This is a genomic window from Pseudomonas sp. xss_4, assembly GCF_043104125.1.
In the GTDB taxonomy this organism is placed as follows: Bacteria; Pseudomonadota; Gammaproteobacteria; order Pseudomonadales; family Pseudomonadaceae; genus Aquipseudomonas; species Aquipseudomonas parafulva_B.
The window spans coordinates 77,828-95,347 of sequence record NZ_JBICKJ010000089.1 but is presented as its reverse complement, the minus strand read 5'-3'; the positions used below and the strand labels follow the sequence as shown (position 1 = coordinate 95,347).

Below are 17,520 nucleotides of genomic sequence, written 5' to 3'. Positions count from 1 at the left end.
CGTTTGGAGTTGAAGGCAAGGCCCGCGGGCACGCCAACGAGCCGGTTGCCGTGCGCCCGGCTGCACAGGTCCGGGCGCCTCGACAGTGCAGCGATAAAGCGGTTATTGCTCGCCACGTTCCCGGGCAATGGCCCGGTAGCCGATGTCGGTCCGGTAGAAGCTGCCGTCCCAGGTGATCTGCTCGGCCAGGCGATACGCTTGCTGCTGAGCGGATTCGACGGTCTCACCCATGGCCGTGGCGCACAGCACGCGCCCCCCAGCGGTAACCACGTCACCGTCCTTCAAGGCAGTGCCCGCATGGAATACCTTGCCTTCGATTTTTGCGGCCGCCTCCAGGCCTGAAATGGCTGCGCCCTTGGCGTAGTCACCAGGGTAGCCGCCTGCGGCCAGCACCACACCCAGACTAGGGCGTGGGTCCCACTGCGCCTCGACCTTGTCCAGGGCCTTGGCAAAGGCTGCTTCGATGAGCAGTACCAGGCTCGACTCCAGGCGCAGCATGATCGGCTGGGTTTCCGGGTCGCCGAAGCGGCAGTTGAATTCGATGACCTTGGGGTTGCCCGCCTTGTCGATCATCAGGCCTGCATACAGGAAGCCGGTGTAGACATTGCCTTCTTCAGCCATGCCGCGCACGGTCGGCCAGATCACCTGATCCATGACTCGCTGGTGAACCTGGTCAGTGACTACAGGGGCAGGGGAGTAGGCACCCATGCCGCCCGTGTTCGGGCCGCTGTCCTGGTTGCCGACGCGCTTGTGGTCCTGGCTGGTGGCCATGGGCAGCACGTTGTGGCCGTCGACCATGACGATGAAGCTGGCTTCTTCGCCATCGAGAAATTCCTCGATGACCACGCGCGAACCCGCTTCACCAAAGGCATTGCCCGCGAGCATGTCTCGCACGGCGGCTTCGGCTTCTGCCAAGGTCATGGCGACGATCACGCCCTTGCCAGCGGCCAGGCCATCGGCCTTGATCACGATCGGCGCGCCTTTTTCCTGCAGGTACGCCAAGGCCGGCTCGATCTCGGTGAAGTTCTGGTAGTCGGCCGTCGGGATCTTGTGGCGGGCCAGGAAGTCCTTGGTGAACGCCTTGGAACCTTCCAGTTGGGCAGCGCCCTGGGTCGGGCCGAAGCAGTCCAGGCCACGGCTGCGGAACAGGTCGACCACACCGATGACCAGTGGCGCTTCCGGGCCGACGATGGTCAGGTCGACGTTCTTCTCGGCAAAGTCAGCCAGTTGCTCCAGAGCGCAAACGTCGATGGCGACGTTCTCGCACTTGGCCTCGATGGCGGTGCCAGCGTTGCCTGGAGCCACGAAGACTTTTTCGACGCGTGGGTCCTGGGCGACTTTCCATGCCAGGGCGTGCTCACGGCCGCCGCTGCCGATGATCAAAACTTTCATGTCAAAACCTCTAGATCTGTCGAGCAAAAGGCTGTGCCTCTCGCTGTGCCAGGTCGCACCGCAGCAGTTGCCTGCCTGGGTGCGGCCGATTGCCCTGAATCAGTGGCGGAAGTGGCGCATGCCGGTGAACACCATGGCGATGCCGGCTTCGTCAGCGGCAGCGATTACCTCGGCGTCACGCATCGAGCCGCCGGGCTGAATGACCGCGCTGATGCCGACCTTGGCCGCATTGTCGATGCCATCGCGGAACGGGAAGAATGCGTCCGAGGCCATGACGGCGCCCTGCACCTGCAAGCCGGCATGTTCGGCCTTGATGGCGGCGATACGGGCGGAGTTGACGCGGCTCATCTGGCCCGCGCCAACACCGATGGTCTGGCGCTGCTTGGCATAGACGATGGCATTGGATTTGACGAACTTGGCCACTTTCCAGGCGAACACCAGGTCGTGGATCTCTTGCTCGGTGGGTGCACGCTGGGTGACGATCTTCAGGTCATCGGCGTTGATCATGCCGATGTCACGACTCTGGACCAGCAGCCCGCCGTTGACTCGCTTGAAGTCCCAGCCGGCAGCCCGCTCCGCTGGCCACTCGCCGCATTCGAGCAGGCGCACGTTCTGCTTGGCTGCAACCACCTCGCGCGCAGCCTGGGAGATCGTCGGTGCGATGATCACCTCGACGAACTGGCGCTCGACGATGGCTTTGGCGGTTTCGCCGTCCAACTCGCGGTTAAAGGCAATAATGCCGCCGAAGGCCGATTCGGTGTCGGTGGCGTAGGCCAGGTCGTAAGCTTTGCGGATACCGCCTTCGTCTTCAGGCACTACGGCCACGCCACACGGGTTGGCATGCTTGACGATGACGCAGGCCGGCTTGACGAAGCTCTTGACGCACTCGAGCGCAGCGTCGGTGTCGGCCACGTTGTTGAAGGACAGCTCTTTGCCCTGCAGCTGCACGGCAGTGGAAATGCTGGCTTCGCCTTTCTTGGCTTCCACGTAGAACGCCGCGCGCTGGTGCGGGTTCTCGCCGTAGCGCATTTCCTGGGCCTTGACGAACTGGGTGTTGAAGGTGCGCGGAAAATCGCCGCGTGCCTCGGTGCTCAGGGTTTCCCTGGCCTGGTCCACGGTGCCCATGTAGTTGGCGATCATGCCGTCGTAGGCGGCGGTGTGTTCGAAGGCCTTGAGCATGAGGTCGAAGCGCTGGGCGTAGGTCAGACCGCCGGCCTTCAGGCCCTCGACGATGCTGGCGTAGTCACTGGCGTTGACCACGATGGCCACGTCCTTGTGGTTCTTGGCAGCCGAGCGGACCATGGTCGGGCCGCCGATGTCGATGTTCTCGATAGCGGTCGGCAGGTCGCAGCCAGGCTTGGAGATGGTGGCTTCGAAGGGGTACAGGTTGACCGCCACCAGGTCGATGGGCTTGATCCCGTGCTCGTTCATGATCGCGTCGTCGGTACCGCGACGACCGAGGATGCCGCCATGGATCATCGGGTGCAGGGTCTTGACCCGGCCATCCATCATTTCGGCGAAGCCGGTGTAGTCGGCCACTTCCACCGCGTTGACACCGTTGTCCTTGAGCAGCTTGTAGGTGCCGCCGGTGGACAGTATCTCGACCCCGAGCAGTTGCAGCTCACGGGCAAATTCGAGGATACCGGTCTTGTCGGAGACGCTGATCAGGGCGCGGCGGACTGGCAGGCGGGTAGTCTGGTCGGTCATTTCGGGTTCCAATAACGCGGTGGAGTCAGCAAAAAAGGCGTCTGTGTTGAGACAGGCGCCTTTTTCGATCGGGATTCTGGCTTACAGCAAGTCGTATTGCTTGAGCTTCTTGCGCAGCGTGCCTCGGTTCAACCCGAGCATCTCGCTGGCTTTGGTCTGGTTGCCCTTCACATAGCTCATCACGCTTTCAAGCAGCGGCGCCTCGACTTCGGAGAGCACCAGGTTGTACACGTCCGTGACGGTCGCGCCTTCGAGGTGGGCGAAGTAGTTGTGCAGCGCCTTCTCGACGCTGTCGCGAAGGGTCTGGCCCTCTTCGCTTGGCGTGTTCAGGTGCTGTTTCAGGTTGGCGTTGTCGCTCACGGGCGTTGTTCCACTCACAAATGTTTCGGTCATCATCGTCATGCGGCCACCCCTTGTCCGTCCTCTGTCTCAAGGCTCTGTCGACGTTCACTGAAAAACGCGCGAACGTTGGCGCACTGCGCTTGTGTGTCTTCCAAAGCGTTGAACCGGGAGCGAAACTCCTTGCCGCCGGGTCGTGTCGCCAGGTACCAGCCCACGTGCTTGCGGGCGATTCGCACGCCCATGACATCGCCGTAGAAGGCGTGCAGGGCGGCCAGGTGCTCTAGCAGGATGCGTTCCACCTCGTCCAGCTGCGGCGCTGGCAACTGCTCGCCAGTGCGCAGGTAATGCTCGATCTCGCGAAAGATCCAGGGCCGCCCTTGAGCGGCCCGGCCGATCAGCAGGCCATCCACGCCCGTGGCGTCGAGCACTGCCTTGGCCTTTTCCGGCGAGGTGATGTCGCCGTTGGCGAAGACCGGGATGGACACCGCTTGCTTGATAGCGGCGATGGTGTCGTATTCGGCTTCACCGGTGTACAGGTCGGCGCGTGTGCGGCCATGCACCGCAAGCGCCTGGATGCCAGCCTGTTCGGCGATCTTCGCCACGTTCAGACCATTCTTGTTGGCCCGGTCCCAGCCGGTGCGGATTTTCAGCGTCACCGGCACGTCCACGGCGCCCACGACGGCGTGCAGAATTTCGCTGACCAAGGCTTCATCTCTCAATAAAGCAGAGCCTGCCGCCTTGTTGCAGACTTTTTTTGCCGGGCAGCCCATGTTGATATCGATGATCTGGGCGCCCGCGGCGACATTGGCCTGTGCGGCCGCCGCCATCATCTGTGCATCGCCCCCGGCAATCTGGACCGAGCGGGGCTCGGGATCGCCTTCGTGGATGCGGCGCAGGCTCGACTTGCGGCTGTTCCACAGGGACAGGTCGCTGGAGACCATTTCCGACACCACCATGCCTGCGCCCATGCGCTGGCAAAGTGTTCGGAACGGCTGGTCCGTGACCCCAGCCATGGGTGCGAGGATCAGATTATTGCGCAGTGTATAAGGGCCGATGCGTACCGCCGACATAGGTGTTCCCTGTTGTGGGGCCGAATCTTGAGGTTCGAAAAAGGGTTGGCATGATACCCGCTCTGGATGACCGGATAAAGATGGATTTGGATAAAATCTGAACAACTGCGGGTTGCCGCCCCTGCACCTTGGGCTCCGGGTCGTCAGACCCGGACAAGCGGCATCATGGCCGGCGTGCCGGCAGCGTACCGGGTAGGCCGCCTGGGTTTATTCCGGCGAGCGAAAGCTCAGGCTGTAGTTCACCGCTCGCTGTCCTGGGTCCAGAATATCCAGCGCGATGTGGATCGGGGTCTGGCTGGGCATTTCGCCGCGTCCGGCCAGCTCCCCGGACAGGTATTCGGCCGGTTTGAAGCGGCGACTGGCAATCAGTTGGCCGTTGAGGTCCGAGAAGCGCAGTTCGAGCAGTGGAAACGGTTGGGCGAAAGGTGCGCGGTTATAGATGATGGCGTCCACGATCAGCGCCCCTTTGAAGTCCGGGTGGCTGCGCACCACCAGGTTGCTGCTCTTGATCCGGTTCACATCGACGCGAGAGGGGACCTGGCAGCCCACGACCGGGCACACCTGCTCGAACAGTGGGCGATACTGGTCCTGTCGGGACAGCTCGTCGAAATGGAACCACACATACTGCAAGGCTAGCGTGGCGGCAGCGATCAGCGTCAAGCCACCCCATAACAAACGCTTGCCCCAGGCCGGGGCCGGTTTCTCCCAGCCTAGTTGCAGCGGGTCGTCCACCACATCCACCAGGGGTTCCTTGCGCCTTGGGCGTTCGACCTTGTCAGTGACTTCAGGCTCCAGACGCCCCATGGGCAACGGCGCCTCGTCGAGCTCATCGTCGGCGCGCAGGCTAGTTGCCAAAGGTTCGTCGTCGTGCGCGGTGAGGCCGGCAATCGACACATCGTCATCGTCATCGTCATCGGGGCGCAGCGGCGCTCCCAGTTTCGGCTCATCTTCATTCGTAACGATGCTGCCCAGCGGCGGCTCACCTTCTGCATCGGTGTTCAGGTCAGCGGTGAAGGTCGGCTCGGTACGCGCCTCGCGCCGTGAATCTGCCTGGGGGGCGGGCTTGAGCACGGGGGCGGCATCAGCCTGTTCCGGTTCAAACGGCTCGCCGGCTGCAGTGCCGAAGACCTCGTCCAGGTGTTCCTCTGTGTCCTCCTCGTGACGCCGTGCCTGCAGCACGGGCGTCTGGTCGGCCTCACCCACCTGTACAGGCGCGTGGCGGCGTTCCAGGCGCTCCAGTTCCTTGTCCAGATCGAGTTCGTCCAAGGCCTGGGCGGTCTGGGCCCAGGCCTCGTCGTCCGGGGCGATGGGGTGCCCTTGCGCGGGGGTGGGCGCGGCAGGCGACGGCGCTGCCTCGGTTGCCGGCAGCGGGTTCGCCTGAGGGGGGGCGCTGCGGTTCTGTGCCAGCAGCTGCTTGGCGGCATTGAACACTTGCAGGCACTGGCCGCAACGCACCACGCCACGGGCCACGCTCAACTGGTGGTGGGTGACACGAAAGCTGGTCTGGCAATGCGGGCACTGGGTGACGAAACTGTCGGTCATGCGGCGATCCGGAGGCTGTGCTGAGGGCTATTCTAGGTTCGACTGGCGGCGGCGACCACTGATTCGCACCCAGCCATCGCGAACGACGATGGGGTCCAGGTCGAAATCGGCAGCGTAGGCGGCAGCCACTTCTTCACCTTGTTCGGCGAGGATGCCCGACAGCGCCAACAGGCCGCCCGGGCGAACCAGGCCGCTGAGTTGCGGTGCCAGCGCCACCAATGGCCCGGCCAGGATGTTGGCCACCAGCACGTCGGCCTGCATGGCAGGCATGTGCTCGGGCAGGTAGAGCGCGAACAGCTCGTCGGCAATGCCGTTGCGCCGGGCATTGTCGCGAGAGGCCTCGATGGCCTGCACATCGATGTCCGTGCCTACCGCTTCGCGCGCGCCCAGCAGCAGTGCAGCGATGGCCAGAATGCCCGAGCCACAGCCGAAGTCCAGGACCTGGGTGCCTTGCAGTTGCTGACCGTCGAGCCATTCAAGGCACAGCGCCGTGGTGGGGTGCGTGCCCGTGCCGAACGCCAGGCCAGGATCGAGCAACAGGTTCACGGCCTCCTTTTCCGGGGCATCGTGCCAGCTGGGCACGATCCACAGCCGGCGGCCGAAGCGCATCGGCTGGAAGTTGTCCATCCAGCTGCGTTCCCAATCCTGGTCTTCGATCACTTCGGCCTGGTGCTGGGGCAGCTCGACCCCCGTCAGCAGGTGCAGGTGCGCGAATACCTGCTCGGGGTTGGTGTCGGCCTCGAACAGCGCCAGCAGATGGGTGTGCGACCACAGCGGCGTGGTATTGAGGTCTGGCTCGAAGATGGGTTGATCTTCGGCGTCCATGAAGGTGACCGACACCGCGCCGACTTCCAGCAGCGCGTCTTCGTAGGTTTCGGCTTGTTCCGGGCTGATGGCCAGACGTACTTGCAGCCAGGGCATGGCGTGTACCTTTGATAGATCCAGAAGGGCAGCCCAAGGCTGCGCGGAAGCCTGGCAGTTTACGCGAGTGCGTGGGGTTTGTAGAGACGCCTGCGCCTGCCAGGTGCCGGTGCCTAAACAAAGCACAGGGACAGGGATTCGGCCCGGTAGGCGGGCTTGTCCTCGTCTTTTATCTCCAGTGTGGCGATAGCCTTGAGCAACCATTGGCCGGGGCGCTTTTGCTGCACATCGGCCAGCTCCACATGCAGGCGCACCTGGCTGTCGACCTTCACCGGCTGGATGAAGCGCACGCTGTCCAGGCCGTAGTTGACGACCATTTTCAACCCCTGTGGCAAGACCAGGATGTCTTCGATCAGCGCAGGTATCAGGGACAGGGTCAGAAACCCATGGGCGATGGTGCAGCCGAACACGGTCTGCGCCGCTCGCTGCGGGTCGACGTGGATGAACTGATGATCGCCAGTCGCCTCGGCGAAACGGTCGATACGCTGCTGGTCGATGGTCAGCCAGGCCGAGTGGCCGAGGGACTTGCCGATGTATTGGGTAAGCGCGGTGACCGGCACTAGCGGCATGGTGAGCCTCATGGGTATTAAATGGTACGTGCGTGCAAGATCAACACGCCCGGCCAGGCCGGTCAAGTTGCGCTCGGCGCTGGCAGCGTGCCCATGCTTATAATGAGCCGCACGCCTGAAGGAGAACGTTATGCTGTTGCGGGGTTTGACCTGGCTGGTGCTGTTCCAGCTGTTGGGGACGGCAGTCAATCATCTATTGGTTCCCGTCTTGCCGGGGCCGATCATTGGCCTTTTGCTACTGCTGGGCTTTCTGATGGTGCGCGGCGAGGTGGGGGCCCCCCTCAATGAAGCTGCCGGCAGCCTGCTGCGCTACTTGCCGCTGTTGTTGGTGCCTCCTGCCGTGGGGGTGATGGTGTATGCCCGCGACATCGCCGCCGACTTCTGGGCCATTGTCGGCGCGCTGCTGATTTCCTGCCTGCTGACGCTGGTGGTGGTGGGCGTGCTGATGCAGAAACTCATTCATCGTCAGGCCCGGCGCGAGGACCAGCCATGATGCTCGACTGGCAAGGCGCAGTGAATGCAGTGGTCCACCACCCGTTGTTCGGCATTGGCGTGACCTTGGGGGCCTATCAGCTGGTGCTGGCCGGGTATGAGAAGACCCGTTGGATCTTCCTGCAGCCGGTGCTGGTGTCGATGGCGCTGGTCATCGGCGTACTGCTGCTATGCGGCATCGACTACGCCGAATACCGCAAGAGCACCGAAATCATGAACATCCTGCTGGGCCCTGCCACCGTGGCCTTGGCGGTGCCGCTGTTCCTGAACCTGCGCCGCATTCGTCAGTTGTTCTGGCCGACCTTGACTACGCTGGTACTCGGAGGCCTGTTCGCCACGGTGTGTTGCCTGTTGCTGGGGTGGTGGTTTGGCGCCGAGCACATGATCCTGATGACCATGGCACCCAAGTCCGTCACCTCGCCCATCGCGATGCTGGTAGCCGAGCAGATCGGTGGGGTGGCGGCGCTAGCTGCGGTCTTCGTGCTGATTACCGGGGTGATCGGGGCCATTTTCGGGCCTGCCTTGTTGAGCCGCTGCGGTGTGCTCAGCCCTGAAGCGCGGGGCATGTCCCTGGGCATCACGGCCCACGCGGTCGGCACCTCGGTGGCCTTGCAGGAAAGTGACGAATGCGGCGCCTTCGCCGCGCTGGCGATGAGCCTGATGGGCGTGGCAACGGCAGTGTTCCTGCCGCTGGCCGTCAGCCTGGTGGCTTGAGGAGTGATGATGATGCTACCGCTGTTTCCCCTCGACACCGTGCTGTTTCCAGGGTGTTTTCTCGACCTGCAGATTTTCGAAGCCCGCTACCTGGACATGATCGGGCGTTGCATGAAACAGGGCGAAGGCTTTGGTGTGGTCTGCATCGTGGAGGGCGAGCAGGTCGGCAAGGCGCCGCCCGTGGTGGCGTCCATTGGCTGCGAAGCCGTGATCCGCGATTTCGTCCAGCAGGAAAACGGCCTTTTGGGCATTCGCGTCGAAGGCGTGCGGCGTTTCGATCTGCAGGCCACCGAAGTGCTCAAGGATCAGCTGCTGGTGGGGCAGGTGCAGTGGCTGCCTGATCTTGAAGACAGCCCCTTGCAGGAAGCGGACGACGATTTGCTGGCGCTGCTGCTGGCCTTGGGCGAACATCCGATGGTCGAGGCGCTCGACATGCCCCGGGCCGTGGACGGGCGTCAGACACTGGCCAACCAACTGGCCTATCTGCTGCCCTTCACCGAGCAAGACAAGCTGGACTTGCTGGCCCAAGACTCGCCCGAGCAGCGGCTGGGCGAGATCCACAGGTTGCTTGAGCGCATCCAGGGTGAGCTGTTTGCCTGAATAGCGCCGGGCGTCAGTACTGGTACCTGAGCAGCGCGTGGGGCAGGGCGTGGGTGGCAAAGAAGGCCAGCAAGGCGATGCAGGCCGGCAACACCAGCCACCAGACCTTCAGGGGCAGGGCCGGCAGGGTCTGCCGGTACTGGGACAACGTCAGGCTGATCGCGCAGACGCAGCAGGCCAGCAGGGCACCGGCCAGGATGTCGGTGGGCCAGTGTGCACCCAGGTACACCCGCGACAGGGCGATGGCCAATGCCGGAATGCAGCCCAGCATGATCCAGGTCAGGCGCATGCGCGGTGGCTGGCCGCGGCCGGCGAGCACCGCCAGCACCAGAAAGAACGCAAACGACGCCGAGCTGTGGCCGCTGGGCATGCTGTAGCTGGTCAGCGGGTCGGTCAGCACTTCCGGGCGGGCCCGGGCGAACAGCCACTTGAGCGTGCCGTTGGCGATGGCGGTGCCCATCAGCGCCCCCGCGGCGAAGAAAGCGTGCCGCCACTGACGTACCACCAGCAGCAAGCCTGTCAGCAGCCCGCCCAGAAAGAACTGCGTGCGAAAATCCCCAAGCCGCGTCACCACCACCACGGCGCCGTCGATGGCCTGGCTGCGATGCTCCTGGACCAGGGTCATCACCCCGTCGTCGAAGTCGTGCAAGTAAGGCCAACCGAGAAACACCCCGACCAAGGCCAGCAGGCATAGGGCACCAATCAGCCGTGTGCCGTGCCGGCGGTCGCGGATGCTGGTGCTCAGACTAAGGCCGATGATCACCGCCAACGTGCCAAAAATGATGCCGGCCTGGGGCCAGAAGCCTTCGGGCAGGGGCAGGCGCATGGCAGCGCCCGTGGCCCAACCGGGCAGCAGGTAGGCGATCGACCATCCTGCGGCTGCCACCAGGCTAACGGCGATGAACCGCAGCAGGGGCATGTCGAACATGCCTGCGACCATTGGCAGCATGGGCCGCAACGGGCCGATGAAGCGGCCTACGAGCAGGCTGGCGATGCCATAGCGCTTGAAGTAGGTTTCGGCGCTGCCGATCCATTCCGGGTGGTGTCGCAACACCGGCAGGCGGCGAATGTTCTGGTGGAAATGCTTGCCGATCATGTAGGACAGCGCGTCACCCAGTAACCCGCCCAAAAAGCCCAGCAGCAAGGTTTCGCCAAGGCCCAGCACGCCGCTGCCTGCCAGCACGGCGACCGCGAACAGCAGCACCGTGCCGGGGACGATGATGCCGGCGATGGCCAGGCATTCGATGCACGCGACCAGGAAGATCGCGACGCCCAGCCACTGTGGGTTGGCGCCCAGCCAACCGGTCAGGCCGTCGAGCCATTGTTCCATGGTTCAGTTCTCTTGTTCGATGATGGAGAAGTCACGGCCTTCGACCTGGCCGCGCCGCAATGGGTTGCGCGTGCAGAACCGGGCGTACGCGGCATCGACGAAGCGGTACGGCAGGTGCTCGTCACGCCCGTGGGGAATGCCCAGGCGCGCTGCCTGGATCACCCGGGGCACCGGGTTGGCGCAGTCGTCCACATACAGCCGCTGCGGGTCGAAGCGCTGCGCATCCCACTGTGGCACCTTGAGGCCTAGCGCCCGGCACAACAGCGTCTGCCCTGCGCACAGGCGCTCGACGGGGCGCAGGTTGCCGCTGGCGTCGGGGTTGTTCAGGTGCATCTGCGCCAGGCTGTCTGGCCCGGACAAGGCATCCTGCCATGGGTAGGCAGACTTGATGAGCACCGCATTGCCGGGGCCCTGGGCGCTGAAGTTCAGGGAGTCCCCGCCGCGGGCGTAGTACATATAGATGTGCCCACCATCGAGAAACAGCGCCTTGCGCTTTTCGGTGTAGCCCAACGACGCATGGCTACCCTTGTCGGCGAGGTAATAGGCCTCGGTCTCGATGATGCGGGCGGCAAGCCACAGGTTGCCCTGGCGGTGGCGGATAACCTTGCCCAACAGGGCTTTGGCCAAGGTCTGGGCGTCGCGGTCGAAAAAGCTGTCTGGCAGTGCTGGCATGCAAGGACTTCGCAGGCTAAAGGCATGAGGGTAACAAGCGCTACCTTAACCGAATCTGAAACCTGCGAATATGCGACGGCGCACGGCAGCGATTTCCACAGAGTTCTGCGTTTTTATGGATAAGCCCGGTTACATCTTTCCTACGGATTACCCACAGCTTTTTTTACCATCCGCCACCCACCGCTGGGCGTACACCTGCGCGACAGTTATAATCAGCCGTTTCCCCACCGCCAAGACACCGAGCCCATGACTGAGTCCGTTCTTGACTACATGACCCGCCTGGGTCGCGCAGCCCGTGAAGCGTCCCGGGTAATCGGCCGTGCCAGTACCGCGCAGAAGAACCGTGCGCTGCACGCTGCCGCCGACGCGCTGGATGCAGGGCGTGACGTGCTGATCGCAGCCAACGAGCAGGACTTGGCCCACGGCCGTGCCACCGGGCTGGAAGCCGCGTTGCTCGACCGCCTGGCCCTGACCCCGGCGCGCATCGATGGCATGATCACCGGCCTGCGCCAGGTGGCCAGCCTGCCTGATCCGGTCGGCGCCATTCGCGACATGAGCTACCGCCCATCGGGCATCCAGGTCGGCAAGATGCGCACGCCGCTGGGCGTCATCGGCATCATTTACGAATCACGCCCGAACGTCACCATCGACGCGGCCAGCCTGTGCCTGAAGTCAGGCAATGCCACCATCCTGCGCGGCGGCTCCGAAGCCATCCACTCCAACCGCGCCATTGCCGCCTGCATCCAGCGCGGCCTGGCGGCGGCAGGCCTGCCCGCGGCCGTGGTCCAGGTGGTGGAAACCACCGACCGCGAGGCGGTGGGCGCGCTGATCAGCATGCCCGAGTTCGTCGATGTCATCGTGCCGCGCGGCGGCCGGGGCCTGATCGAGCGCATCAGCCGCGACGCCCGGGTACCGGTCATCAAGCACCTCGACGGTATCTGCCATGTCTATGTCAGTCAGCATGCCGACCTGGACAAGGCCTGGCGCGTGGCATTCAACGCCAAGACCTACCGTTACGGCATCTGCGGGGCGATGGAAACACTGCTGGTGGACCAGCAGGTCGCCGAGCGCTTCCTGCCCGAGATGGCGCGCCGCTTCCAGGAAAAGGGCGTTGAGTTGCGCGGTTGCGAGCGTACCTGTGCGCTGATCGACGCGCACGCGGCCAGCGAAGATGACTGGCACACCGAGTACCTCGATGCAGTACTGTCCATCCGTGTGGTGCAAGGCCTGGATCAGGCCATCGAACATATCAACCACTATGGCTCGCACCATACCGACTCGATCATCACCGAGCATCAGGGGCAGGCGCGCCAGTTCATGGCGGAAGTCGACTCGGCCTCCGTCATGCTCAACACCCCGACCTGCTTCGCCGACGGCTTCGAATATGGCCTGGGTGCCGAGATCGGCATTTCCACCGACAAGCTTCACGCCCGTGGCCCGGTCGGCCTCGAAGGCCTGACGTGCGAGAAATACGTGGTGATCGGCGACGGTCAACTGCGCGGCCAGGAGTCCTGCTGAGTTGAATCAGGCCCAGGCAGTGCGCCGCGTCGGCATTCTTGGCGGCACCTTCGACCCGGTTCACATCGGCCACCTGCGCAGTGCGCTGGAAGTCGCCGAGTTCATGGACCTGGACGAGCTGCGCCTGCTGCCCAATGCTCGCCCGCCGCACCGAGACACGCCGCAAGTGGCCGCGCACGATCGCCTGGCCATGGTGCAGGGCGCCGTCGCGGGCGTTGCAGGCCTGAGCGTGGACGCACGTGAACTGGCACGGGACAAACCGTCGTACACCATCGATACGCTGGAGTCGATCCGTGCCGAGCTTGCTGCTGACGACCAGTTGTTTTTGGTGCTGGGCTGGGATGCTTTCTGCGGACTGCCCGGTTGGCACCGCTGGGAAGAACTGCTGCAACACTGCCACATCCTGGTGCTGCAACGCCCGGATGCGGACGTAGACCCCCCCGACGAACTGCGCAACCTGCTGGCTGCCCGTTCGCAGAGCGATCCCACCGCCATGTCCGGCCCGGCGGGAAACATTTCGTTCGTCTGGCAGACACCGCTTGCGGTGTCGGCTACACAGATCCGACAGCTGCTGGCCAGCGGCAGGTCGGTGAGGTTCCTGGTGCCGGACGCCGTACTGGCCTACATCGAGGCGCACGAACTGTATCGTGCGCCCAACTGACGGTGCCCCTGGCACCTCATCCTACGAGTTGAACGAGTTTTATATGACCAAGCAGAAAATTTACGGCGACGAACTGGTCGCAGTGACCACGGCAGCGCTGGAAGACGTCAAGGCCCAGGATATCCAGGTCATCGACGTGCGTGACAAGCACAGCCTGACCGACTACATGATCATCGCCACCGGTACCTCCAACCGTCAGATCAACGCCATGGCCGAGAAGGTCCGCGAGGCGGTCAAGGCCAAGGGCGCCCAGCCGCTGGGTGAGGAAGGCAAGGGTGACAGCGATTGGGTGCTGCTGGACCTCAACGATGTCATCGTGCACATGATGACCGCGGCTGCACGCCAGTTCTACGACCTCGAACGCCTGTGGCAGGGTGCCGAGCAGAGCCGCGCCGCCGATGGCAAGCACCACAGCCCGGACCATGTCCACGAGTACTCCGACAAGCTCAAAGATCGCGAATAAGGAAAGCGCCGTGCGTCTGCGCCTGATCGCGGTCGGCTCGCGCATGCCGAAGTGGGTCGAGGAGGGCTGGCATGAGTATGTCAAGCGCCTGCCGGCCGAACTGTCGCTCGAGCTGGTGGAAATACCGCTGAACACCCGCGGCAAGAATGCCGACGTCGCCCGCCTGATTCGCCAGGAGGGCGAAGCCATGCTCAGCAAGGTGCAACCCGGCGAGCGCGTCGTGACCCTTGAGGTTCATGGCAAGCCGTGGAGCACCGAGCAGCTGGCAGGTGAGCTGGACCGCTGGCGCCTGGATGCGCGCACGGTGAATTTGATGGTGGGCGGGCCCGAAGGGCTTGCGCCGCAAGTGTGCGCCCGCGCCGATCAGCGCTGGTCCCTGTCGCCGCTGACCTTGCCGCACCCGCTGGTCAGGATACTCATCGGCGAGCAGGTCTACCGGGCCTGGACGGTGTTGTCCGGCCATCCCTACCACAAATGAGCCTGTAAGCAGCCCGATGTCGCAGCCGATCCGCCTCAAGGACCACGAAAAAGACGCCCGTCTGGTGCGCAACCGCGTCGTGGTCGGCGCCGTGGCGGTCATGCTGCTCATCTGCGTGCTGATTGCGCGGCTGTACTACCTGCAGATCATCCAGTACGACTACCACTCCACGCTGTCGGAGAACAACCGGGTGCACGTGCAGCCGATCCCGCCGACACGCGGGCTGATCTTCGACCGCAACGGGGTAGTGATCGCCGACAACCGGCCCAGCTTCAGCCTGTCCATGACCCGGGAGCGTGCCGGAGACTGGCAGCAGGTACTGGACAGCATCGTCGAGATACTGGAACTCACCCCAGACGACCGCGCGCTGTTCGAAAAGCGCATGCGCCAGGGGCGCAGGCCGTTCGAGCCGGTACCTATCCTGTTCGAACTCAACGAGGAACAGATCGCCCGTGTGGCGGTGAACCAGTTCCGCTTGCCAGGGGTGGAAGTGGTCGCCCAGCTGGTACGTCACTACCCACAGGGGGCGCATTTCGCGCATTCGGTGGGCTACGTCGGGCGTATCAACGAGAAAGAGCTCAAAACCCTGGACCCTGTGAACTACAGCGGCACGCACCACATCGGCAAGACCGGCATCGAGCGGTTCTACGAGGCCACGCTGCACGGCCAGGTCGGCTACGAAGAAGTCGAGACCAACGCCCGCGGCCGTGTGCTCAGGGTGCTCAAGCGTACCGATCCCAAGCCTGGCAAGGACATCGTGCTGAGCCTGGACATCAAGTTGCAGGAAGCGGCCGAGGCCGCCCTGGCCGGGCGCCGTGGCGCGGTGGTTGCGCTTGACCCACGCACCGGTGAAGTGCTCGCCATGGTGAGCCAGCCCAGCTTCGACCCCAACCTGTTCGTCACTGGCATCAGCTTCAAGGCCTATGCCGAACTGCGTGATTCGATCGACAGGCCGCTGTTCAACCGCATCCTGCGCGGCCTCTACCCGCCCGGCTCGACGATCAAGCCCGCCGTGGCGATCGCCGGCCTGGACAGCGGCGCGGTGACCCCAAGCAGCCGTGTGTTCGACCCTGGGTACTACCAGCTGCCCAACTACGATCACAAATACCGTAACTGGAACCGCTCGGGTGACGGCTGGGTGGACCTGGATACCGCCATCATGCGCTCCAACGACACCTACTTCTACGACCTGGCCCACAAGATGGGCATCGACCGGTTGTCCAGCTATATGAACAAGTTCGGCATCGGCCAGCGGGTATCGCTGGACATGTTCGAAGAGTCCGCAGGGTTGATGCCGTCGCGGGAATGGAAGCGGGCCACGCGCCGGCAGGCCTGGTTCCCGGGCGAAACCCTGATCCTGGGTATCGGCCAGGGCTACATGCAGGCCACGCCGCTGCAGCTTGCGCAGGCGACGGCGCTGATTGCCAACAAGGGTGTGTGGAATCGGCCGCACCTGGCCAAGACCATCGAAGGGGAACCGCCGGTGGACGAAAACCCAATGCCGGACATCGTGCTGCGCGACAAGGCCGATTGGGCGCGCGTGACCCATGGCATGGAGCAGGTGATGCACGGCGCGCGCGGTACTGCCCGCAAGGCCGCCATCGGCGCCCAATACCGCATCGCCGGCAAAAGTGGTACCGCCCAGGTGGTGGCCATCAAACAGGGCGAGAAGTACGACCGCAACAAACTTCAGGAGCGTCACCGCGACCATGCCTTGTTCGTGGCCTTCGCTCCGGCAGACGACCCCAAGATCGTGGTGTCGGTCATGGTCGAGAACGGTGAGTCGGGTTCTGGGGTGGCTGCGCCAGTGGTGCGCCAGATCATGGATGCCTGGCTGCTGGACGAAAACGGCCGGCTCAAGCCTGAGCTTGCGCCGGCTACCGCTACTCAGGAGTCGCCGCTGTGATGAACAATTTCGATCGCATGCTCTCCAGCGAGGATGTGATGCGTCGGCGCGCCAGCTTCCTGCAGCGCATCCACGTCGATGGTCCTTTGCTGATCATCCTCCTGACCCTGGCCGCAGGCAGCCTGTTCGTGCTGTATTCGGCCAGCGGCAAGAACTGGGACCTGTTGCTCAAGCAGGCCACCTCGTTTGGCATCGGCCTGGTATCGATGTTCGTCATCGCCCAGCTCGAGCCACGGTTCATGGCGCGCTGGGTGCCACTGGCCTACCTCACCGGGGTGTTGCTGCTGGTGGTGGTGGACGTGATGGGCCACAACGCCATGGGTGCGACGCGCTGGATCAACATACCCGGGGTGATTCGCTTCCAGCCCTCCGAGTTCATGAAGATCATCATGCCGGCGACCATCGCCTGGTACCTGTCCAAGCGCACCCTGCCGCCGCACCTCAAGCATGTGGCCATCAGCCTGGTATTGATTGGCGTGCCGTTCATCCTGATCGTGCGCCAGCCGGACCTGGGTACGGCGTTGCTGATCCTGGCCTCCGGTGCCTTCGTCCTGTTCATGGGCGGCCTACGCTGGCGTTGGATTCTCAGCGTGCTGGCGGCCACGGTGCCGGTGGCGGTGGCCATGTGGTTCTTCGTGATGCACGACTACCAGAAGCAGCGGGTGCTGACCTTCCTCGACCCGGAGAGCGACCCGCTGGGTACGGGCTGGAACATCATCCAGTCCAAGGCAGCGATTGGTTCTGGCGGCGTGTTCGGCAAGGGGTGGCTGCTGGGCACCCAGTCGCACCTGGACTTTCTGCCTGAAAGCCACACCGACTTCATCATCGCCGTGCTGGGCGAGGAGTTCGGCCTGGTGGGCATTTGCCTGTTGCTGATCGTCTACCTGCTGCTGATCGGCCGGGGCCTGATGATCACGGCGCAGGCACAGACATTGTTCGGCAAGCTGCTGGCAGGCAGCTTGACCATGACGTTCTTTGTATACGTGTTCGTCAATATCGGGATGGTAAGTGGCCTTTTGCCCGTCGTCGGCGTGCCGTTGCCCTTCATTAGCTATGGCGGAACTTCATTGGTGACGCTGCTGTCAGCGTTTGGCGTTCTGATGTCGATCCACACGCATCGAAAGTGGATCGCACAGGTTTGAA

18 protein-coding genes are annotated in these 17,520 nt (G+C 63.8%); 9 read left to right on the top strand and 9 right to left on the bottom strand.

Translation table 11 applies throughout. The annotated features are described in order from the left end of the window. Positions 1-102 precede the first annotated feature (102 nt). From purD to ACF8GB_RS18820, 7 genes are all read right to left on the bottom strand, one after another. A complete protein-coding gene (gene purD / locus ACF8GB_RS18850; RefSeq protein ID WP_058638217.1) occupies positions 103-1,392 on the bottom strand; it encodes a phosphoribosylamine--glycine ligase in 1,290 nt (429 codons plus the stop codon). 99 nt (positions 1,393-1,491) lie between these two features. Then, positions 1,492-3,099 carry a bifunctional phosphoribosylaminoimidazolecarboxamide formyltransferase/IMP cyclohydrolase gene (purH, locus tag ACF8GB_RS18845; RefSeq protein ID WP_058638216.1) on the bottom strand — a complete coding sequence of 536 codons (1,608 nt, stop codon included), beginning with the start codon at positions 3,097-3,099 and terminating at the stop codon, positions 1,492-1,494. An 81-nt stretch (positions 3,100-3,180) separates the two neighbouring features. Then, on the bottom strand, positions 3,181-3,501 hold the full coding sequence (fis, locus tag ACF8GB_RS18840) for a DNA-binding transcriptional regulator Fis (protein ID WP_023534526.1): 321 nt from the start codon (positions 3,499-3,501) through the stop codon (positions 3,181-3,183). After that, positions 3,498-4,511: a tRNA dihydrouridine synthase DusB gene (dusB, locus tag ACF8GB_RS18835; protein WP_100850726.1), complete on the bottom strand. Its 1,014-nt coding sequence runs from the start codon at positions 4,509-4,511 to the stop codon at positions 3,498-3,500. Before dusB ends, fis begins: the two co-directional genes overlap by 4 nt. Positions 4,512-4,718: 207 nt before the next feature. Continuing rightward, positions 4,719-6,053, bottom strand: coding sequence for a DUF3426 domain-containing protein (locus ACF8GB_RS18830; protein WP_392527446.1), 1,335 nt, complete (start codon positions 6,051-6,053; stop codon positions 4,719-4,721). 27 nt (positions 6,054-6,080) lie between these two features. Beyond that, positions 6,081-6,974 carry a 50S ribosomal protein L11 methyltransferase gene (prmA, locus tag ACF8GB_RS18825; RefSeq protein WP_196124432.1) on the bottom strand — a complete coding sequence of 298 codons (894 nt, stop codon included), beginning with the start codon at positions 6,972-6,974 and terminating at the stop codon, positions 6,081-6,083. A gap of 113 nt (positions 6,975-7,087) precedes the next feature. Then, entirely contained in the window at positions 7,088-7,543 is a 456-nt protein-coding gene (locus ACF8GB_RS18820; protein ID WP_058603526.1) for a MaoC family dehydratase, read from the bottom strand. 130 nt (positions 7,544-7,673) lie between these two features. On the opposite strand from ACF8GB_RS18820, the gene ACF8GB_RS18815 reads away from it, so the two are divergent. From ACF8GB_RS18815 to ACF8GB_RS18805, 3 genes are read left to right on the top strand one after another with little or no spacing between them, the layout of a single operon-like run. Then, positions 7,674-8,036: a CidA/LrgA family protein gene (locus ACF8GB_RS18815; RefSeq protein ID WP_023534554.1), complete on the top strand. Its 363-nt coding sequence runs from the start codon at positions 7,674-7,676 to the stop codon at positions 8,034-8,036. Next, on the top strand, positions 8,033-8,749 hold the full coding sequence (locus ACF8GB_RS18810) for an LrgB family protein (RefSeq protein ID WP_058603527.1): 717 nt from the start codon (positions 8,033-8,035) through the stop codon (positions 8,747-8,749). The genes ACF8GB_RS18815 and ACF8GB_RS18810 overlap by 4 nt, the downstream gene beginning before the upstream one ends. A gap of 9 nt (positions 8,750-8,758) precedes the next feature. Beyond that, complete coding sequence (locus ACF8GB_RS18805) at positions 8,759-9,349, top strand: LON peptidase substrate-binding domain-containing protein (protein ID WP_058638979.1); 591 nt, start codon at positions 8,759-8,761, stop codon at positions 9,347-9,349. 13 nt (positions 9,350-9,362) lie between these two features. Here the strand turns inward: ACF8GB_RS18805 and ACF8GB_RS18800 are convergent, their stop codons facing one another. After that, a complete protein-coding gene (locus ACF8GB_RS18800; RefSeq protein ID WP_058638945.1) occupies positions 9,363-10,679 on the bottom strand; it encodes a bifunctional DedA family/phosphatase PAP2 family protein in 1,317 nt (438 codons plus the stop codon). Positions 10,680-10,682: 3 nt separating this feature from the next. After that, positions 10,683-11,351: a DNA-3-methyladenine glycosylase gene (locus tag ACF8GB_RS18795; protein WP_058603529.1), complete on the bottom strand. Its 669-nt coding sequence runs from the start codon at positions 11,349-11,351 to the stop codon at positions 10,683-10,685. Positions 11,352-11,597: 246 nt separating this feature from the next. Here ACF8GB_RS18795 and ACF8GB_RS18790 point away from each other — a divergent pair, with 246 nt between their 5' ends. The 6 genes from ACF8GB_RS18790 to rodA are packed head-to-tail and all read left to right on the top strand — an operon-like array spanning position 11,598 to position 17,519. Beyond that, positions 11,598-12,869, top strand: coding sequence for a glutamate-5-semialdehyde dehydrogenase (locus ACF8GB_RS18790; RefSeq protein WP_058638946.1), 1,272 nt, complete (start codon positions 11,598-11,600; stop codon positions 12,867-12,869). A 1-nt stretch (position 12,870) separates the two neighbouring features. Next, positions 12,871-13,530, top strand: a complete 660-nt coding sequence (gene nadD, locus ACF8GB_RS18785) for a nicotinate-nucleotide adenylyltransferase (RefSeq protein ID WP_058638947.1) — start codon at positions 12,871-12,873, stop codon at positions 13,528-13,530. A gap of 43 nt (positions 13,531-13,573) precedes the next feature. After that, positions 13,574-13,993 (top strand): ribosome silencing factor, encoded by a 420-nt coding sequence (gene rsfS / locus ACF8GB_RS18780; RefSeq protein WP_027915263.1) that lies wholly within the window; start codon positions 13,574-13,576, stop codon positions 13,991-13,993. A gap of 10 nt (positions 13,994-14,003) precedes the next feature. After that, positions 14,004-14,471, top strand: a complete 468-nt coding sequence (gene rlmH / locus ACF8GB_RS18775; RefSeq protein ID WP_027915262.1) for a 23S rRNA (pseudouridine(1915)-N(3))-methyltransferase RlmH — start codon at positions 14,004-14,006, stop codon at positions 14,469-14,471. A gap of 16 nt (positions 14,472-14,487) precedes the next feature. Further along, positions 14,488-16,377: a penicillin-binding protein 2 gene (mrdA, locus tag ACF8GB_RS18770; RefSeq protein WP_058603532.1), complete on the top strand. Its 1,890-nt coding sequence runs from the start codon at positions 14,488-14,490 to the stop codon at positions 16,375-16,377. A 38-nt stretch (positions 16,378-16,415) separates the two neighbouring features. Then, complete coding sequence (rodA, locus tag ACF8GB_RS18765; protein ID WP_042139378.1) at positions 16,416-17,519, top strand: rod shape-determining protein RodA; 1,104 nt, start codon at positions 16,416-16,418, stop codon at positions 17,517-17,519. The last annotated feature ends 1 nt before the right edge of the window (position 17,520 follow it).